This is a genomic window from Streptomyces sp. NPDC029956 (assembly GCF_055574655.1).
The window spans coordinates 13,498-31,252 of the sequence record NZ_JBVHZJ010000081.1; the positions used below are offsets into that span (position 1 = coordinate 13,498).

14 protein-coding genes and 2 pseudogenes are annotated in these 17,755 nt (G+C 70.7%); 7 read left to right on the forward strand and 9 right to left on the reverse strand.

All coding sequences use genetic code 11. From position 1 onward, the window contains the following. Positions 1-16: 16 nt before the first annotated feature. Entirely contained in the window at positions 17-1,861 is a 1,845-nt protein-coding gene (locus tag ACZ4XX_RS37340) for an ABC transporter ATP-binding protein (RefSeq protein WP_468512260.1), read from the reverse strand. Positions 1,862-1,996: 135 nt separating this feature from the next. On the opposite strand from ACZ4XX_RS37340, the gene ACZ4XX_RS37345 reads away from it, so the two are divergent. Beyond that, entirely contained in the window at positions 1,997-2,644 is a 648-nt protein-coding gene (locus ACZ4XX_RS37345) for a TetR/AcrR family transcriptional regulator (protein WP_468512261.1), read from the forward strand. Between the two features lie 160 nt (positions 2,645-2,804). On the opposite strand, the pseudogene ACZ4XX_RS37350 reads toward ACZ4XX_RS37345, so the two are convergent. From ACZ4XX_RS37350 to ACZ4XX_RS37365, 4 genes and pseudogenes are all read right to left on the reverse strand, one after another. Further along, positions 2,805-2,999: pseudogene (locus ACZ4XX_RS37350) on the reverse strand (amino acid permease); the annotation flags it as partial. A gap of 25 nt (positions 3,000-3,024) precedes the next feature. Next, the gene (locus tag ACZ4XX_RS37355) at positions 3,025-3,537 is read right to left on the reverse strand and encodes a GNAT family N-acetyltransferase (RefSeq protein WP_468512262.1); all 513 of its coding nucleotides are present in this window, start codon (positions 3,535-3,537) and stop codon (positions 3,025-3,027) included. Between the two features lie 60 nt (positions 3,538-3,597). Further along, positions 3,598-4,020, reverse strand: a complete 423-nt coding sequence (locus ACZ4XX_RS37360; RefSeq protein ID WP_468512263.1) for a hypothetical protein — start codon at positions 4,018-4,020, stop codon at positions 3,598-3,600. Positions 4,021-4,106: 86 nt separating this feature from the next. Continuing rightward, on the reverse strand, positions 4,107-4,469 hold the full coding sequence (locus ACZ4XX_RS37365) for an ArsR/SmtB family transcription factor (RefSeq protein ID WP_468512264.1): 363 nt from the start codon (positions 4,467-4,469) through the stop codon (positions 4,107-4,109). 54 nt (positions 4,470-4,523) lie between these two features. On the opposite strand from ACZ4XX_RS37365, the pseudogene ACZ4XX_RS37370 reads away from it, so the two are divergent. From ACZ4XX_RS37370 to ACZ4XX_RS37385, 4 genes and pseudogenes are all read left to right on the forward strand, one after another. Further along, positions 4,524-4,857, forward strand: a pseudogene (locus ACZ4XX_RS37370) (flavoprotein); the annotation flags it as partial. A 127-nt stretch (positions 4,858-4,984) separates the two neighbouring features. Beyond that, complete coding sequence (locus tag ACZ4XX_RS37375; protein WP_468512265.1) at positions 4,985-5,563, forward strand: TIGR03086 family metal-binding protein; 579 nt, start codon at positions 4,985-4,987, stop codon at positions 5,561-5,563. A gap of 972 nt (positions 5,564-6,535) precedes the next feature. Further along, complete coding sequence (locus tag ACZ4XX_RS37380; RefSeq protein WP_468512266.1) at positions 6,536-7,312, forward strand: hypothetical protein; 777 nt, start codon at positions 6,536-6,538, stop codon at positions 7,310-7,312. A 221-nt stretch (positions 7,313-7,533) separates the two neighbouring features. Beyond that, complete coding sequence (locus tag ACZ4XX_RS37385; protein WP_468512267.1) at positions 7,534-8,370, forward strand: hypothetical protein; 837 nt, start codon at positions 7,534-7,536, stop codon at positions 8,368-8,370. A gap of 111 nt (positions 8,371-8,481) precedes the next feature. On the opposite strand, the gene ACZ4XX_RS37390 is transcribed toward ACZ4XX_RS37385, so the two are convergent. The 4 genes from ACZ4XX_RS37390 to ACZ4XX_RS37405 form a co-directional block, all read right to left on the reverse strand. Next, a complete protein-coding gene (locus ACZ4XX_RS37390; RefSeq protein ID WP_468512268.1) occupies positions 8,482-9,138 on the reverse strand; it encodes a hypothetical protein in 657 nt (218 codons plus the stop codon). A 165-nt stretch (positions 9,139-9,303) separates the two neighbouring features. Further along, positions 9,304-10,569: an acyltransferase family protein gene (locus ACZ4XX_RS37395; protein ID WP_468512269.1), complete on the reverse strand. Its 1,266-nt coding sequence runs from the start codon at positions 10,567-10,569 to the stop codon at positions 9,304-9,306. 2 nt (positions 10,570-10,571) lie between these two features. Continuing rightward, positions 10,572-12,659, reverse strand: a complete 2,088-nt coding sequence (locus tag ACZ4XX_RS37400) for a bifunctional polysaccharide deacetylase/glycosyltransferase family 2 protein (protein ID WP_468512274.1) — start codon at positions 12,657-12,659, stop codon at positions 10,572-10,574. Positions 12,660-12,881: 222 nt separating this feature from the next. Then, positions 12,882-13,118 (reverse strand): hypothetical protein, encoded by a 237-nt coding sequence (locus ACZ4XX_RS37405; RefSeq protein ID WP_468512270.1) that lies wholly within the window; start codon positions 13,116-13,118, stop codon positions 12,882-12,884. 351 nt (positions 13,119-13,469) lie between these two features. Between ACZ4XX_RS37405 and ACZ4XX_RS37410 the strand changes: the two genes are divergently transcribed. Continuing rightward, a complete protein-coding gene (locus tag ACZ4XX_RS37410) occupies positions 13,470-14,423 on the forward strand; it encodes a glycoside hydrolase family 16 protein (protein ID WP_468512271.1) in 954 nt (317 codons plus the stop codon). Positions 14,424-15,182: 759 nt separating this feature from the next. Next, positions 15,183-17,755 (forward strand): SpoIIE family protein phosphatase (locus ACZ4XX_RS37415; RefSeq protein WP_468512272.1); only part of this gene is annotated, 2,573 nt, incomplete at its 3' end.

The window sequence follows — 17,755 nt, forward strand, 5'->3', positions numbered from 1 at the left end:
TCCGGGCCGTGCGTCGTCACAGCCGCTCCCCCTCTCCCGCGGAGCCTGCCGCGTGCCGGGAGCGCCACAGGGCCGCGAACCGGCCCCCTGTGTCCAGCAGTTCGCCGGGGCTGCCGTGCTCGACGATCACTCCGTCCTCCAGGACCGCCACGGCGTCGGCGCCGGCCACGGTCTCCAGGCGGTGCGCGATGACCAGGACCGTACGGTCGGCCCGCAGCGTGGCCAGGGCGTGGCGTACCGCCTGCTCGGTGTACGGGTCGGCGAAGGAGGTCACCTCGTCGAGCACCAGCACGGGGGTGTCGGCCAGCAGGGCGCGGGCGAGCGCGACGCGTTGGGCTTCGCCGCCCGACAGCCGTGCCTCTTCGCCGATCACCGTCTCGTATCCTCGGGGCAGTTCGAGGATCCGGTCGTGGATGTGCGCGAGGCGGGCGGCACGTTCCACGTCGTCCCGGTGGGCGTCCGGCACCGCGAGCGCGATGTTGTCCGCGACCGAGGCGCGCAGCAGGCGGACGTCCTGGAAGACGAAGGAGACCCGCCGGTACAGCTCCCGGCTGCTCAGCTCGCGCAGGTCGACGCCGCCCAGGCGGACCGATCCGCTCGTCGGGTCGACGAAGCGCGGCAGCAGTCGGACCAGGGTGGACTTGCCGCCTCCCGACGGGCCGACGAGTGCGGTGACCGTCCCCGGTTCCAGCGTGAGGTCGATCCCGCGCAGGACGTCCCGGCCGGGTTCGTAGCCGAACCGGACGCCGTTCAGCTCCACCCGGTGGCCGTGCGGCGCGACCGGGTTCGCCGGCTCCGGCAGCGGTGGCACCGCCAGCACGTCGCGGATCCGGCCGACGGCACGGCGGGCGGCCTGCACGTCGTCGAAGCCGTGCCCGAGTGCCGCCACCGGGGCGGTCAGGCCGATTCCCAGCAGCAGGAACGGCAGCAGATCGGCCGGGGGCGTCCCTCCCCCGGTGATCAGTGCCGCGCCGCCGGTCAGGACGGTCAGCAGTACGAACGGGGGCGAGAGCACGAGCTGCATCCCCGCGGCGATCGGGGAGATCCCGTGCACCCAGCGGCGGAAGACGGCGACGAAGTCGTCGGCGGCGGCGCGGAACTCTCGGTGGGCGCGCTCGCCTCCACCGAAGGCCTTGACCACCGCGATGCCCTGGACGAACTCCACGGCGGAGCTCCCGATCCGTGCCATCGCCGCGTCGAAGTCGGCCTGTTCGCGCAGCCGGGCCGGGGTCGTCATCAGCGGCACCAACGCCATCGCGGCGACCACCGGGATCAAGGTGATGAGCGTGAGTCGCCAGTCGACGGTGAACAGATAGACCAGTGACACCAGGGGCACGACGAAGGCCGAGGCCAGCTCGCCGGGCGTGTGGGCGATCAGCGGGTGCACGGCTCCGACGTCCTCGCCCACCAGCTTGGCCAGTTCACCGCTGCGCCGGCGGGAGAGCCAGCCGATCGGCACCCGCCCGAGCCGCTCGGCCAGCTGTCGGCGCAACGCCAACTGCACGTGCCCGTCGAGCAGATGCCCGACGGCCGCTGCGGCGGCCGTGAACAGCAGCCTGACGAACAGGCCGGCCGCGCCCGCGATCACGACGAACCGGACATGGCCGGGGTCGACCGGGCCGGACGCGAGCAGGGTGCGGCCCAGCTCGACGACCGCGAGCAGCGGCGCCAGTCCCGCCACCGCACCCAGGACCTGCAGGCCGATCACGGCGACGAAGCCCGCCACGTACGGCCGCAACGGCCCTGCCCCGCCCTGCCTCTCCCGGGCCCGCCTCTCCCGGCTCCGCCCCCGCTCGGGACCGGCATCGTCCGGTGGTCGCGCGGACCGGTTCATCGCCTCGGTGCACTCGGTGGTGGTCATCGCCCTCTCGTCCCCGTCGACCCCGGGACACCCCAGGGATTCTTACGATGTAAGGCTGAGCGAGGGACGCTATACTTACATCGTAAGAATCGTCAATCGGATCGCGAGGCGTCCGGTACGGAAGGTGAGGGCGCCATGGCGGCCCACAGGACTCGCGGGCAGCGCGCGGGGCTCACTCGGCAGGCCGTCCTGGAGGCGGCCCTGCGACTCGTCGACCGGGAAGGGCTCAACGCCCTGTCGATGCGACGGCTCGGCACCGAACTGGGCGTGGAGGCGATGACCGTCTACCACCACGTGCCGAACAAGAGCGCGCTCCTGGACGGGGTGATCGAGCAGGTGGTCGCCGAGGCCGTACCCCCGGAGTTCGGCGCCGCCACCTGGCGGGCGGACCTGAGCACCTATGCGCACGCGCTGATGGCCGCGCTCGCGGCACATCCGAACACCGTGCCGCTGCTGCTGTCCCGGCCCGCCATGACGCCCCGCCTCCTGGGGACCATGGAGGCCGTGGTGGGGATGCTGCACGAGGCAGGCTTCCCGCTGCCCAGGACTCTCGACGTCTCGTACTCGCTGACCGGTTTCGTCGTCGGGCACGCCGCCGCGCGGGCGGGCAACGTCGGCGGGGCCGACACCATGACCTCGTTGGACCCGGACACATACCCGTTGCTGGTCGGCGCCGCCCACGAGTCGGGAGAGGACGCGGCCCGGACGCGCTTCGACTTCGCACTCGACGCGCTGCTGACCGGATTCGAAAGGGAACTCGCCTCCACCCGCCCCGCGGAGTGAGCGCGGCCCGTGCGTCGAAGCCGACCGTCAGCAGCGGAACCGGAGGCGGCACACGACGGCGTTCGTGTCGCGGCGGACGGCATGGGCGACGACCGCGCCCCGCTGGTTCTGCAGGGCCCTCTGCCACAGGTGCTCAGGCTCGGCCTCGGAGACGAGAACGGAAGGCCGCGATGACCTGCCGGTAGGCCACGAGGACGGCCGGCAGGCCTGCGATGGCCAGCGTGGCGGGCAGGGTGAGGCCGAGCCCGTGTCCACCGGCTGCCGCGAGGACGAGGACGACGGCCTCCGGGCCGTACGCCACCGGGGCCATCGCGTCGGGCGACAGCGCGGCGAGCCCGGTGACGGCCGTCCTGTGCGAGGCGTGGCGCGGCCGAGGCCCGTCAGTCGATGTGAGGGCTGCGGCGTTCGACCAGGACGGTGTCGCGCCAGACGCCGTGGTGCCGACCGATGCGCTCTCGGGTGCCGATGACCCGGAAGCCGGCGCGGGCGTGGACCGCGAGGCTGGCCGTGTTCTCAGGGAAGATGCCGGACTGGATGGTCCAGATCCCCGCCGCCTCGGTGGACGTGATCAGCGCGTCGAGCAGGCTCGCGGCGATGCCCCGGCCACGCGCGTCGGGGTGGACGTAGACCGAGTGCTCCACCACGCCCGCGTAGGCGCACCGGTCGGAGACCTCGGTGACGGCGGCCCAGCCGAGTACGGTTCCGTCGGCGTCCAGGGCGCCGAAGCGATGCTCGGGCAGCTTGGCCGCGTCGAACTCCTCCCAGGTCGGAGCGGTGGTCTCGAAGGTGGCATTGCCCTCGTCGATTCCTGCCTGGTAGATCGCCAGGACCTGCTCGGCGTGGTCGGCGGTCAGCGGCACCACGGAGACCGCATGCACGGTGTTGATCCTCATGGGGCGGAGTCTGCCAACTGGACCTCTCGTACGTGGCTCTGCCGCTCCGCGTTCCCGCGGTCAGGCGCGGGAACGGCCTGAGGGTCGGGCGCGGGCGTGGGCTGCGGCCCGCTCCTCGAGGGCGTCCAGTACGGCTTCGCGGGCGCCGTCGACGAGGACGTCGAGAAGGATCAGCCCCGGGCCGGTGCCCACGGTGAACGTGAAGAACGAGCAGCAGTCGCTCTCGCGCGCGAGCACGTCGCGGAGCGTTTCCTCCACGCCGCCACCGCCACCGCCACCGCCACCGCCACCGTCGGCATCGGCATCGGCATCGGCATCGGCATCGGCATCGGCATCGGCATCGGCGAACACAAGGCGCAACCGGAGCCGGTCAGGCCGGGCCACGTCGGTCAGGTGCTCGGCGAAGAACGAGTCGAACTCAGCCACCCGCAAGGGCTGCTCGGCGGTGGGCAGGGTGCACGCGTCCGGTACACAGGTACTCATCGCGACCCCTTCCTTCGGCATCGCCTTCGCCCCCGGGGCGGGGCACCCGAGCCGGTCGAGCCCCTGCCAGGGCTACGCGCCCAGGACTACGCGCCGGCGGCCTTGGTCAGGAGCGCGCCCATGGCGGCGAGGACGGCGGGTTCGACGCGGTAGTAGACCCAGGTGCCGCGCCTTTCGGACGAGAGCAGGCCGGCCTCCTTGAGCTTCTTCAGGTGGTGGGAGACGGTCGGCTGGGAGACGCCGACGTCGGAGATGTCGCAGACACACGCCTCGCCGCCCTCGTGCGAGGCAACGGACGAGAACAGGCGCAGGCGGACCGGATCGCCCAGCGCCTTGAACATGACCGCGGTCCGCTCGGCCTCCTCGGCCGTCAGCGGCCGCTCGGCGAGCGGCGGGCAGCAGGGCTCGACGACGGGCTCCAGGAGCGGCAGCGCCTCCACATTCGACATACGTCTATGTTGACATATATCGAACCAGGCGACCCGGGAATGAACGAAACGGCCGTCTACCTCCAGCCGCTCGCCGACGCCCTCGGTGACAGGGTGCGCCTCGGCGCCCGGGTCACCGGCGTCTCCCGCTCGGGCCGCGACCGTATCGTCGACGCCGACCGCGCGACCCAGCCCTTCACCGTCCACGTGACCCGCGCCGACGGCCGCGAAGAGCGAATCGCGGCCGTCGGCATCGACGCCTCTGGCACCCGTGGCCGTCCCGAGCCCGGCCGGCGGTGACGGCCTCCCGGCGCTCGGCGAGCGCGCGGCGTCCGACCGGATCTCCTCTCGCGTTCCGGATCTCAACGACGTTGCCGTACGCGCCCGTCACGCGGGCAGGAGCGTTGCCGGCGCCGTTCGGACGTGGTCAGCGACTGACCGTCAGCACCCGTGTCGCTCATGGCGAAAGACCGGACGCCGGGGCCCGTGCCGATCTACGGTGACGGTTCGATCGCGGAACTACGGGAGGGCGACGGATGACCGTCGACGGTTTCGAACTGCTCGCTGACGCACACGACTACCTGCTTGCCGCCGCGCGCGGTGTCCCCTCCGACGCCTGGGGCAATGCGACACCGTGCTCGGAGTGGACGGTACGTCAGGTGCTGAACCACGCGCGCCTGGACCAGCAGGCGCTGGTCATGCAGATCACGGGTCTCCCGCCGGCGAGCGACCCGTTCGAGCCTGTGGACGCGGTGGCCGGCGACCCGGTCGCGGAACTGGCGGAGACGCTGAAGGCGGCCGCCGCGGCGTGGGAATCGGGGCGGGACGCGGAGAGCGTGCCCACCCCGATGGGACCGATGCCGGCCGAGATGGGCACCGCCGCCGCGGCGCTCGACGCGGGACTCCACGCCTGGGACATCGCCAGGGCCACCGGGCAGGATCTGCCACTGCCCGAGGAGATGGCGGAGGCGCTGGAGGACATCGCGTCGAAGCTCGTCGACTTCGTACGCGACTCGTTCGGGAAGTACGCGCCGCCGCTGTCCGTCCCGGAAGGAGCGAGCCGCGCGGCAAGACTCCTCGCGTTCACCGGTCGCGACCCCCACTGGTCCCGCTGACCCCGCCGTACGATCCGCCTGCGGGAGATGGCGGCTCTGGGCGCACTCATCGCGGGTCGGGATCGCCGCGACGGAATGCGTAGAAGCAGGCGCCCCGTGAACCGCCGACGACGAGGCCAGGACCGTCGGGATTCCAGACGCCAGCGTACAGGATCCCGTCCGTACGCATCACGGTGACGGCCCGTCCCGCTCTCGGGTCCCAGACCCGCGCGGTGCCGTCGTCCCTGCCGCTGCCGCTGCCGGTGGCGGTCGCGGTGGCGGTCGCGGTCGCGGTGGGTCGCGGTGGCGATGGCGGTGGCGGTGGCGGTGGCGGTGGCGAGCCAGGTGCCGCAGGTGCCGTCCGGAAGGACAGGTCGTTCAGGTCCGCGCACAGGTCCCGTGTCCGCCGCTCGTCGAGGTCGGCCGTGGCACGCGCCAGCAGGGCTACGACGAGGACGCGTGGGGCCTCGGGCCGGGGGCGGCCTCGGGCCGGGGGCGGCCTCGGGCCGGGGGCGGCCTCATCGTGATCGAAGACCCCAGTTCGGCGAAGCGCACCCGACTGTCGTTGCACAGATCCGCGATCGCGGCCTGGAACGTCGTACGTACCGTCGTCTCACGCTGCTTGGAGTCGCCGAGGTCGGGTATTGCGGTGGGCCTGTCCACCACGGCCGGTCCTCGCTCCCGCGGGCTCCCCAGCAGATCCGCGGCGGAGGAGGCCGCGTCGGCTCCCGTCCGGACCCGCCGGTTGATCAGCCGGGTTGGCGAGGCGCACAGCAGGGGCCACCGGCCGGTGACTGCACCGGGTCCCTGGTCACGGCTGGGGGCAGGCCCGGCAGTTCGGACGTGGGCATCCGCAGGGTCTGGTCCTGGGCCATTGGGGATCGCGAGGTCCGCCGTCGCCGGCACCGTGGCGCGCTCCCGCCTCGCTCGTACGGGGGTGCGGCTGGCCGGACCGGTGCCGCCGGAGCGTGCGGGCTGGCAGGATGCCTCGTCATGGCGAGGAGAGACGGCAGCGATGAGGCGTACGTCGTGGGGCTGTGCGACCGGATTCTCGGGGAGAGCGCTCTGACGCAGCACAGGTTCGACTGGCTGCTGGGTGATCCCGGAACGGGCGGTCGGCGCATCAGGCTTCCGGTCGACGCCTACTGGCCGGGTCACCAGCTGGTGGTCGAGTACCGCGAACTGCAGCATGACCAGCCGACGCCTCACTTCGACAAGCCGGATCGCCTCACCGTCAGCGGTGTCCACCGCGGTGAGCAGAGAGCCCTGTACGACGCCAGGCGCGACGAGCAGATTCCCGCGCACGGGCTCCGCCTGGTCGTCATCCGACCTGCCGACCTGGATGCGGACGGTCGCGGACGCCTGCACCGCAATGAAGAGGCCGACCTCGCGGCACTGCGGAAGGCCCTGGCCCGCGCCGGCGACGAGGACCGGGTCACCGACACCTTCCGTACCTGGCTGCCGGCCGAAGGGTGGACACCTGTCGATCCGACCGACCGCTGGACCGACCTGGAAGCCGTACGCGGCGAGGAACGGCTGATCTGCGAGGCCAAGGGCCGCACCAGCGAGAAGGGTACCGATGCCGACATCGCCTACGGCCGACTACTGCGCCGCATGACGAGCCAGGACGCCCGTACACGCTACGCCCTCGTCGTACCGTCCTCCTCGGCCGAAGCCGCCGCACGCGTCCCGGCCCATGTGCGGCAGCTCCTGCGTATCGACGTGTACGAGGTGACGGATGACGACCGGGTAGTCCGGCTGACCGACTGAGCGGCTCCGCGGCTCCGCGGCTGACCGACTGAGCGGCCCTGCGGTTCCGCACCCGACCGGCTCCGCAGCCGACCGACTCAGCAGCCGACCGACTCAGCGGCTGACCGATCAACCGACTGACCGTCCGACTGACCGACGCCGAATGCGAGAATGCGAGGCCCGGCCGAAGCCTGCGACGGCTCGAAGCCGGGGTCCGGCACCGACGGAAGCGGGGGGTAGTCGTGGCGTTGGCCATGTGTCCACTGTGCAGCGACGACGAAGACATCGAGGCGGTCCGCGAGCTCGACGGCGGGGGCCGGATCGTGAAGCACCGGTGCGGCTTCGAATGGGAGCACAGGGAGCCCGTGATCCCGCAGCGGAACCCGCTCCGCTCCTTCGACGAGCTCAAGTCCCGCTTCCCGAAGGCCGAGGACGTCGATCCCGAGCAGTTGGAGCGCGTGACGCGACTGAAGGAGCACTACCTCGCGGTCAAACCGGACCTCGACCGCGACGCGGTGGACTACTGGGCGAAGTACCAGCGGATCTTCTCCCCGGACGGGCTGTGGACGTGCGACCCCAGGGCTCTCAAGGACTTCGCCAACTCCGAGGTCGGCGCCCATCCCGGCAACCAGGCCACGTTCAACTCCGCGTGGAACACCATGGGCGACGCCGCGGCCGGGAAGGCGACCCGCCAGACGATCGAGTACCTCCTGCGTGGGCCCGAGGAGGTGCCGCTCGAGGACCGACTCCAGCACCTGCTGTCCGGCACCACGCCGTTCGCCATCACCGGTTTCAAGGAGGCCCTCCTCACGAGGGTCCTCTGTGTGGTGTACCCCCACCGCTTCCTGACGATCCTGAAGTACACGACCGAGGCCGGCGGCAAGCGGGAGATCGCGCGGATGGTCTACGGTCTTGAGCTCCCGGCGCCCGAGTCGGTGAACTGGACTCTCGGCCGACTCATCCTGTGGAGCAACAACCTCCTGCTCGACCTCGCCGGCGACGGCTTCGCCAACCGACAGCACGCCGCCGCGTTCCTGTGGTGGGCCAAGGACCAGCTCGGCGAGCGACGGGCAACCTAGACCGCCCGGCACCCACCACGCGCCGCGAGACGCCTCGGGTCCTCGTCCGCGACGGCGAGGTTCGGATCGACGGGCGCGGCGACGGCTCTTGCCGGGCACCGGGGTGGTGGGTCAGTGCTGCTCGGCGAAGTGGGCGTGGACCGCGTCAAGCAGGAGGCGGACGCGTACGTGGGTCACGTGAGGCATGACCGTGGCGAAGGCGGCATCGAGCTCGGCAGGCGTACGGAACAGGTACAGGATGCGCTGCAACTCCCCTGCCAGGTTGCCGAGTCGCTCATGACAGTCGGGGTGCTCGCTGGTCAGGATCTCGCCCAAGGCCTCGTCCACGCTGTCGTACTCCCCCGAGACCGTCGACGAGACGAAAGCCGATGTCAGCGAGAACCGTCCGCTCGCCTCCCAGTCGGACAACGGCAGCTCCGTCATGTCCGGGTACATGAGGAACCGGCGGTCGCGGATGAGTTCGGCCAGCGAGCGCAGGAAGTCCGCCGGCGGATCGTCGCCGGCCGCCCGCGCCAGTGCCTGGCGGTACTCGGCGGGCCTGGTCTCTAACACCTCGGTGCCGACCTCGTCGGCAAGAAGGTCCAGCAGGGAGGCCAGCACCGCGGGCGGCATCGCCGCTGACGTCGCCGCGGAATCCAGCAGGAAGCGTGACAGGCGCTGAAGTCCGTCCTCCAGCGGTGCGGCCCCCGGGTTGCGCGAGGCTACGGCTATGCGCAGCAGCAGCCCCACCGCGCCGGAGGTGAACAGGTCGTCCTGTTTCGAGATCACGTGGCGCACGTTACGGCGGGCACGGGCAAGCGGTGCGGATACGGAGCATCTCGCACTCCGGCGCGGAGGAGAGAACGCCCTGACCAGTGACCCGCGCACCGGAATCGGTGGCGCGGGTCACTGGTCGCTGCCGTCCCTGCGCGTCTGCGGTTCGGGTGGCGCGCGTCAGCCGCCGGCCCGGCGCCTGCCCCGGACGCGGCGTGGGTACGGGAAGAGCCGGGGAGAGCGCTTCGCGGCCACGTCCTCGATCCAGCCGAAGGCCAGTACCAGCAGTCCGGTCAGTGGGATCGCCACCATCAGCGGGAACCACTGGCTGCTCAGCAGCCACTGGAAGTGCTCGTAGAAGAAGCCGACGGACCAGAGGGGGTCGATCAGCGGGATGGCGGCCACCAACGCGGTCGCGTGCCAGAGGTAGACGGTGACCGCGCGTGTGTTGAGCAGGCTGATCAGGCCGTTCCAGCGTTCCAGCGGTCGGGGCCACTGTTCCCAGGAGGGACTGACGTGGAGCAGGATGGCGACGAAGCCGAAGGACCACAGCGCCTGGGCCACCGGCCAGGCCTCGATGTCCGTGGGCACGGTCGGATCGACCGGTCGGGTGTGCAGGTACCACCAGCCGGCCACCATGATCAGCGGCGCGACGGACGGCACGACGTACTGCGGGATCTTCTTGAGCAGGCCCTCCTGATGCGCCATGCCGAGGATCCAGCAGGAACCGAAGGTGGCGAAGTCGTTGACGGTCTCCCAGACCCGGCCGTAGAGGAAGTCCTGGTCGATGAAGAACGTGTTCATGACGATCGACAGCGTGAGCGGCACGAACAGCGTCACCACCGGCATCCGCCGCAGCGCCCACAGCATCAACGGCGACAGCAGGACGAACCAGAGGTACGCGCGGAGGTACCAGAGCGGGACGATGACCTGCGCCGCCCAGCCCTGCCCCACGAGCTGGTCGAAACCGTTCAGCGACTCGGCGTACGGCGGAGTGCTCAGCGGCACGATCCAGAGCAGCAGCTTGCCCCACCACCAGTCGGCGTGCCCCTCGGCGTCGGGCCCTCCGCCGTCGAGGATCTGGGCGGTGAGCATGATCGCGCCGAACAGCCACATCGGCGGCAGCAGTCGGCGCAGGCGGCCCCGGATGACGCCGAGGGCGGGCCGGCTGAGGGAACGGGCCATCAGCAACCCGGCCAGCGCGAACATCACGCCCATCGACGGGAAGACGACGGGCAGCAGGAACCAGCCGAAGTTGTGGTACAGCACCACGCGAACCAGTGCGAGGGCGCGCAGCAGGTCGAGATAGCGGTCCCGGCCGCTCTTGGCCCTGGACGGTGCCGTGGGGTCCGGCTCCGGCTCCGGCATCGGTTCCCGTCGCAGAACGGGGGGGACGCGCAGCTGGAGGGTCTCGTGGGTGCCCCGGAACTCGAAGGATGCGGTCATGGTCAGGCCTCCACCGGTGCGGCGACCTCGCCGGTGCGCCGGAGCTTCTGCCAGCGCAGTCGGCCGCCGGTCAGCGCCGTGATCGTGGACTGCAGCAGGACGATGTACATCAGCTGCCGGTAGACCACTTGCTGGATCGGCAGGCTGATCAGATGCAGGGGCTTCTCGCCGTCGAGCCGGAAGGCGTACCAGGACAGCGCGGCCTGGAGCAGGATGAAGCCGCCCCAACTGGCGAGGGTGATCGGGGCGTCCGCGAACAGCACGCCGTACAGCAGGAACATGTCGACCAGCGGCGCGAGCAGCGGGGCGACCACGCCGAACAGCACGACGAGCGGAAGCCCGAGCCGGCCGAAGCGTCCGGCCGGGCCGCGGGAGGTCACGGCGCGGCGGTGCTTCCACATCGCCTGCATGCTGCCGTAGCTCCAGCGGTACCGCTGGGACCAGAGCTGCTGAATGCTGGCGGGGGCCTCGGTCCAGGCGCGGGCGCGCTCGGCGTAGACGATCCGCCAGCCGTCGCAGAGCACCGCCATGGTGATGTCGGTGTCCTCGGCGAGGGTGTCGTCGCTCATTCCGCCGACCCGCCGCAGGGCCTCCTTGCGGAAGGCGCCGACCGCGCCGGGGATGGTCGGGATGACGTTGAGCATGTCGTACATCCGGCGGTCCAGGTTGTGGCCGAGGACGTACTCGATGTGCTGCCAGGCGCCGATCAGGCTGTCGCGGTTGCCGACCTTGGCGTTGCCCGCGACCGCGCCGATCGCCCGGTCGCCGAACGGCTGGACCAGCTCGCGCACGGTGGACGGCTCGAAGACGGTGTCGCCGTCCATCATCACGATGATCTCGTGCGACGCGGCCGCGATGCCGGTGTTGAGCGCGCTGGACTTGCCGCCGTTGGCCTTGCGGATCAGCCGGACGAACGGCAGACGCATCTCCTCGACGATGTCCGCGGTGCCGTCCGTCGAGCCGTCGTCGATGACGATCACCTCGATCGGATAGTCGCTGGCGACGAGGGAGTTCAGGGTGTTCGCGATGCACTCGCGCTCGTTGTAGGCCGGGACGAGGACGGTGACCGGCTCGGTGACGGGCGGTCCCCACGCGTCCCGCCGCCGGGACCGCCGGGCGTGGAGCGGTGCGAGGACGAGCATCAGCGCGAACCGGCCGAAGTTGAGGAAGCCGACGACGGCCAGCAGAGCGACCAGCACCGGCAGGGTGAGCACGGCGGCCTGGGTGGCCCAGATGAAGCACTTGCCCGCCCACAGCTGGTATCCGTGCACCGGCACGGTGGCGTTGGTGGCGCCGAGTGCTTCGGAGATGGTGGCGAAGCGGTACCCCTCGCCCTGCAGCTTCACGATGATCTGCTCGAGTGCGGCAAGGGTCTCGGTACGGTCGCCACCCGCGTCGTGCAGCAGGATCAGCTCGCCCGCGCCGGGCTTGCGCGGCATCGCCGCCTCGACGATCGCGTCGACGCCGGGACGCTTCCAGTCGTCGGTGTCGCGGTCGATGAACGCGGTGAGGTAGCCGTGGGAACCCACGTACTTGATCACCGGGTAGCTCCAGTCGTCGAGCGCCGAGGCGTCGGAGGAGTACGGCGGGCGGAACAGCGCGCTGTGGACGCCCGCGACGCCGGCCAGCGCAAGCTGCGTCTGCGCCAGCTCCCAGCTGATGCGGGCTTCGGACTGGTACGCCAGGTCGGGGTGGGTGAAGGTGTGCACGCCGATCTCGTGGCCGCCCGCGACGATCTGCCGGATCAGCTCCGGGTGGCGCGTGGTCATCGCGCCGGTCACGAAGAAGTCCGCGCGGATGTCGTGGGCCGCGAGCACGTCCAGGATCTTCGGGGTCCACTCCGGGGAGGGGCCGTCGTCGAAGCTCAGGACCACGGTGCGGTCGGGGATCCGGTAACTCACGGGGCGCTCGTTCTTGGTGCCGCGCGCGTCGACGATCGGGCCGCCCTTGAGCAGGTTCTCCGGCACGGTCGTCTTGTCGACCGAGGTCGCGATCCGGGTGTCGTGGAACGCCTCGTTGGTGGCGAGGCCGCGCAGGACGAGGAGCGCGAGCAGGCACGCCAGCAGGGACAGCGGCATGAAGAAGCGCAGCGGCGGCGCAGCCAGTCGGCGCGGTCTCAGCAGGGACTGCCGACGACGCTGGTGGCGGGACAAGGGCGCTCCTGGAGATGGGTGGTGCGGACGATCAGGCGCGCCCGGACCGGCCCGTGGGCGTTGCTCCGGGCGGCACGAGGGTCGCGGTATGCCATGGAATGTCACGATGTTCGGCGTGATGACCGAACTGTTCGGGCGGGGTGTCGCAGACCGCGCCCTCTAGGGCCAGGAGGGCGACAACGGGCCCGTGGTGGGCAGGTACGAGGGCTTCGGCGGTATCCCCATCGCGGGGGCGTCCGACTGACCGCCGATGAGGCTGCCGCACATGGCGGCCGCCAGGATCGCGCCGACCACGGAGACCGGCCAGCCGAAGCGCCGCAGCAGCCGGCTGCGCAGACCCGACTGGTCGACGAACACAGGTGCCGGAGCAGGCTCCTCATGACGTGTTTCAGCCACGTCGGGCTGTGCCGAGTGGAGCGATCCGCGCCTGGAGGGTGTGGCGACTTGGCGCATTACTTGTGGCCTTTTTGTGCAGGGTGTGGAGACCGCTGAAGCGTAGAGCGGACCGTAGCGCATGACCTGAATCGATTGGTGTGCGATGTGCGTATTTGGCACATTCCGATCGGATGCCGTAACCGGATCGGTATGTCAACGGGCGTCTCTCGACCCATGGATGACCGGGTGCTGACCACAAGACGAGATGGCTTGAATCCTTCGCTAGGATGACCGCTCACTTCATGCGATCCGCGATCGATCCGCATGCAACGGGCGTGTCCAGTCGCCGCCTCTACGCCCCAAGGAGCCTGTGTGAGCCAGCCCCGTCGCACCTCTCGTCGCCGAGCGTGGACCGCGCTCACGCTGCCCGCCCTCCTGTGCGTGCTCGCCGCGTGTTCCGCGGACCCCGCGACCGGCGGCGGGGGCGCGGACGCCGCCGGTCCCGCACGGGACGTCTCGCCGACGCCCACCGGACCGCCGGGAACCCTGTTCGACGACTTCGACTACACCGGCGCCGACGACCCTTCCCTCGCCGCGCACGGCTGGGAGATCCGTACCGGCGGGGGCGGCCCGGGCATCAAGGACACCTGGAGCGCCGACGGCGCCGCCTTCCCCTCCGACCCGACGGCCAAGGGGGGCAAGGTCCTACGACTGCGCTCCTCCACCGACGGCACGGAGCAGGGCACCACGCAGGTCGAGGTGCAGACCACGAGCCGGAACTTCTTCGAGGGAACCTTCGCCGCCCGGGTCCACCTCAGCGACAAGCCCACGACCGGACGCGACGGCGACCACGTCGTCCAGACCTTCTTCCCGATCTCCTCATCGGACTCCTCGGAGAACTACAGCGAACTCGACTTCGAGTACCTGCCGAACGGCGGCTGGGGTTCGGTCGGTCCGCAGCTCGACAACGTCAGCTGGTACAAGGCCGACCCGCCGGACCGGGTCCACAACACCCTCGAGCGGCGCCTCGGTGGCTGGCACACCATGATGATCACCGCCATGGACGGAAAGGTCACCTACTCCCTGGACGGCAAGGAGCTCTTCACCAGCTCCGGCAAGTACGTCCCGCGCGAGCAGATGGACATCCACTTCAGCAACTGGTTCATCGACCTCCCCTTCGCCGGCGGCCCGCGCACCTGGGACATGAAGGTCGACTGGGTCTACTACAAGGCCGCCGAGGCCGTCTCCCAGGCGGACCTCCGGAAGACGGTGGAGGGCTTCCACAGCACCGGCACCGACTACATCAACACCGTCCCGAAGCCCTGACCCCACCCGCTGCACCCGCGTCCGCCGCGACGTCAACATGCTGCTCACCGAACGGGAACCTGCGACCCCTTGACCCCCAGGAGTGGGGGTCAAGGAGATTGTCGTGACATGACGGACCAATTCTGGGCGCGAACCGTGTGAGAACACCCAGGCCCTTCGCCACCGCGCACACCGCGTGGTCCCCACCTGGTCCCCACCTGCCGCCAGGCTGGAACACGGGTGAGGAGCGCGAAGGCGGCCGAGGACCCCGTGCACGGTCTGTCTCGCCAGTCACACCGGCTCGCCGGTGTCCCTCGCCTGGGCCCTCTCGCGCACCGCACTCACGGCCGGAGCCGAGGAACGAACCACGCGGGCGGCTTGTCGTTCCCCCCGGCCGCGGCGACCACTCGGGCCGTGTCCACCTCTTGCTCCGCCGGCCACGGAAGACGACGCACCGCCCTGCTCCGCGCCTCGATGCCCGACGTCGCCGCCTTCCTGTGCCGGACCGAACCCTTTGTCCCGCGGCCGGGACGGCGAGTGCCTCGCCCCGGACGCCCTCGTCTCCCAGATCGTGGATCGACGTCCATCCTCCTGACCCACAGCGGCGGGAACCTTGTGCAGTGGTCCGGATGCGTACCGTGAACGCCAGGAGCCCTGGCCGCGGGGAGGTGCTACAACTGGGGTTGTGAGCCCGTCTCGTCTCCCGTGCCCGGCGTCCCGGTGCGGTCGAACCTAGGCAGAAGATTCGGAAGCGTCGCCGGACAGGTCTTCGTCCTTCAGGTGGCGATCGTGGTGCTGCTCGCCGCCGGGGCCCTCCTGGCCCTGCTGCTGCAGTCGCGGTACGACATCGACCGTGAAGCGCGCAACCGGTCGGTTTCCGTGGCTCAGACCTTCGCGAACTCCCTGGGCCTGCAGGACGCGCTGCGTTCGCCGGACCCGTCCGCGATCCTGCAGCCCCTCGCCGAGGAGACACGCAAGGACGCAGGCGTGGACTTCATCGTGGTGATGGACACGAACGGCATCCGCTACAGCCATCCCCAGCCCGACCGCATCGGCGAGCGGTTCGTCGGCACGATCGAGCCCTCACTCGCCGGCGAGGTGTACACCGAGAGTGTGGAGGGGCCGCTCGGCAAGGAGATCCAGGCGATCGTCCCGGTCACCTCGCCCGAGGGTGAGGTCGTCGCCCTGGTCTCGGCAGGTCTGACGGTGGCGAGCGTGACCGGCATCGCCGACCGTCAGCTTCCGGTCATCCTCCTGGCCATCGCCAGCGGTCTGGCTCTGGCCACCGTCGGCACGGCGCTGATCAGCCGAAGACTGCGCCGCCAGACCCACGGGCTCGGCACGCAGGAGATGACCCGCATGTACGAGCACCACGACGCGGTGCTCCACTCCGTCCGCGAAGGGGTGCTGATCACGGACGGCGAAGGACGACTACTCCTGGCGAACGACGAGGCCGGACGGCTGCTCGGCCTGCCGGACGACGCCGAGGGACGCCCCGTCGACGAGGTCGGCATGGATCGCCGAATGGCGGAACTGCTGCTGTCCGGCCGGGTGGCCACCGACGAGGTGCTGGAGGCCGGGGACCGGCTGCTCGTGGTCAATCAGCGGCCCACGCACCCGCACGGCTCGGCGGTCACCATCCGCGACTCCACCGAGATGCAGCTCCTGAGCAGCCGGGCGGAGACGGCCCGCAAGCGGCTCAAGCTGCTGTACGACGCCGGGGGTGACATCGGCACCACCCTCGACGTGGTCCGCACCGCGAAGGAGCTGGCCGACGTCGCCGTTCCCCAGTTCGCGGACTTCGTCACGGTCGACCTGGCCGACCCGGTACTGCAGGGCGACGAGCCCGGCCCGGGCGCCGACATGCGGCGCACGGCGGTCAGCGGCATCCGATCCGATCACCCGCTGTACCCGCTCGGCGCACTGATCGACTTCCTGCCGTCCACACCGCAGGCCCGTGGCTACGGCACGGGCACGACCGAACTCGTACCCGATCTCCATGACGCGCCGGGCTGGCACGCCCAGGACCCGCTGCGGACGTCCCGGATCGTCGACTACGGCATCCACTCGCTCATCGCGGCTCCGCTGAAGGCCAGAGGTGTCGTCCTCGGGATCGTCAACTTCTGGCGGTCGCAGAAGCCGGAACCGTTCGACGAGGACGACCTGTCCCTGGCCGAGGAGCTTGTCGGCCGCGCCGCGGTCACCATGGACAACGCCCGCCGCTATACCCGCGAACACCATCTCGCGGTGACGCTCCAGCGCAGCCTGCTGCCGCAGGATCTGCCCGAGCAGAGCGCGGTGGACGTCGCTCACTTCTACCAGCCCGCCCAGTCCGGAGTGGGCGGGGACTGGTTCGACGTGATCCCGCTGTCGGGCAGCCGCGTCGGGCTCGTCGTCGGAGACGTCGTCGGGCACGGCCTGCACGCCGCGGCCACCATGGGGCGGCTGCGCACGGCCGTGCACAACTTCTCCTCCTTGGATCTGCCGCCCGACGAACTCCTCGCCCGTCTCGACAACCTCGTCCAGCGCATGGACCAGGAAGGCGACAGAACGCCCTCGGACGGCGGTGTCCTGGGCGCGACCTGCCTGTACGCCGTCTACGACCCGGTCTCGCAGAACTGCACCATGGCGCGCGCAGGGCACATGCCACCGCTCGTGGTCGCCCCGGACGGCACGACGACGATCTCGGAACTGCCGGCCGGTCCCCCGCTGGGGCTGGGAGGCATGCCGTTCGAGACCATGGAACTGCACCTGGCGGAAGGCAGTCAGCTCGTCCTGTACACCGACGGGCTGGTCGAGGAGCGGAGCCGGGACATTTCAGTGGGCCTGGAAACGCTGCGCACGGCGCTGAGCCACCCCGGCCGAGACCCGCGAGCCAGCCGCCGCGCCGTACTCGACGCCCTGCTCCCCGTCCGGCCGGCCGACGACATCGCGCTGCTCATCGCCCGGACACGGACTCTGGGCCCCAGCCGGGTCGCAGAGTGGGATGTACCGTTCGACCCGAGCGAGGTCGGCGCCGTGCGCGGCCTCGCGGCCGAGCAACTCGAGGAGTGGGGCCTTGAGGAACTCGCCTTCACGACAGAACTGATCCTCAGCGAGCTCATCACCAATGCCATAAGGTACGCCGCCGCGCCAGTTCGCGTTCGTCTGTTGCGCGATCGCACTCTGACCTGCGAGGTGTGGGACGGCAGCAGTACCGCCCCGCATCTGCGGTACGCCGCCACCATGGACGAGGGAGGCCGCGGACTGTTCCTGGTGGCCCAGCTCAGCGAGCACTGGGGCACCCGGTACACACCGGAGGGCAAGGTCATCTGGGCCGAACAGGTCCTGCCCGCCGCCGGCAGTGCTCTCTC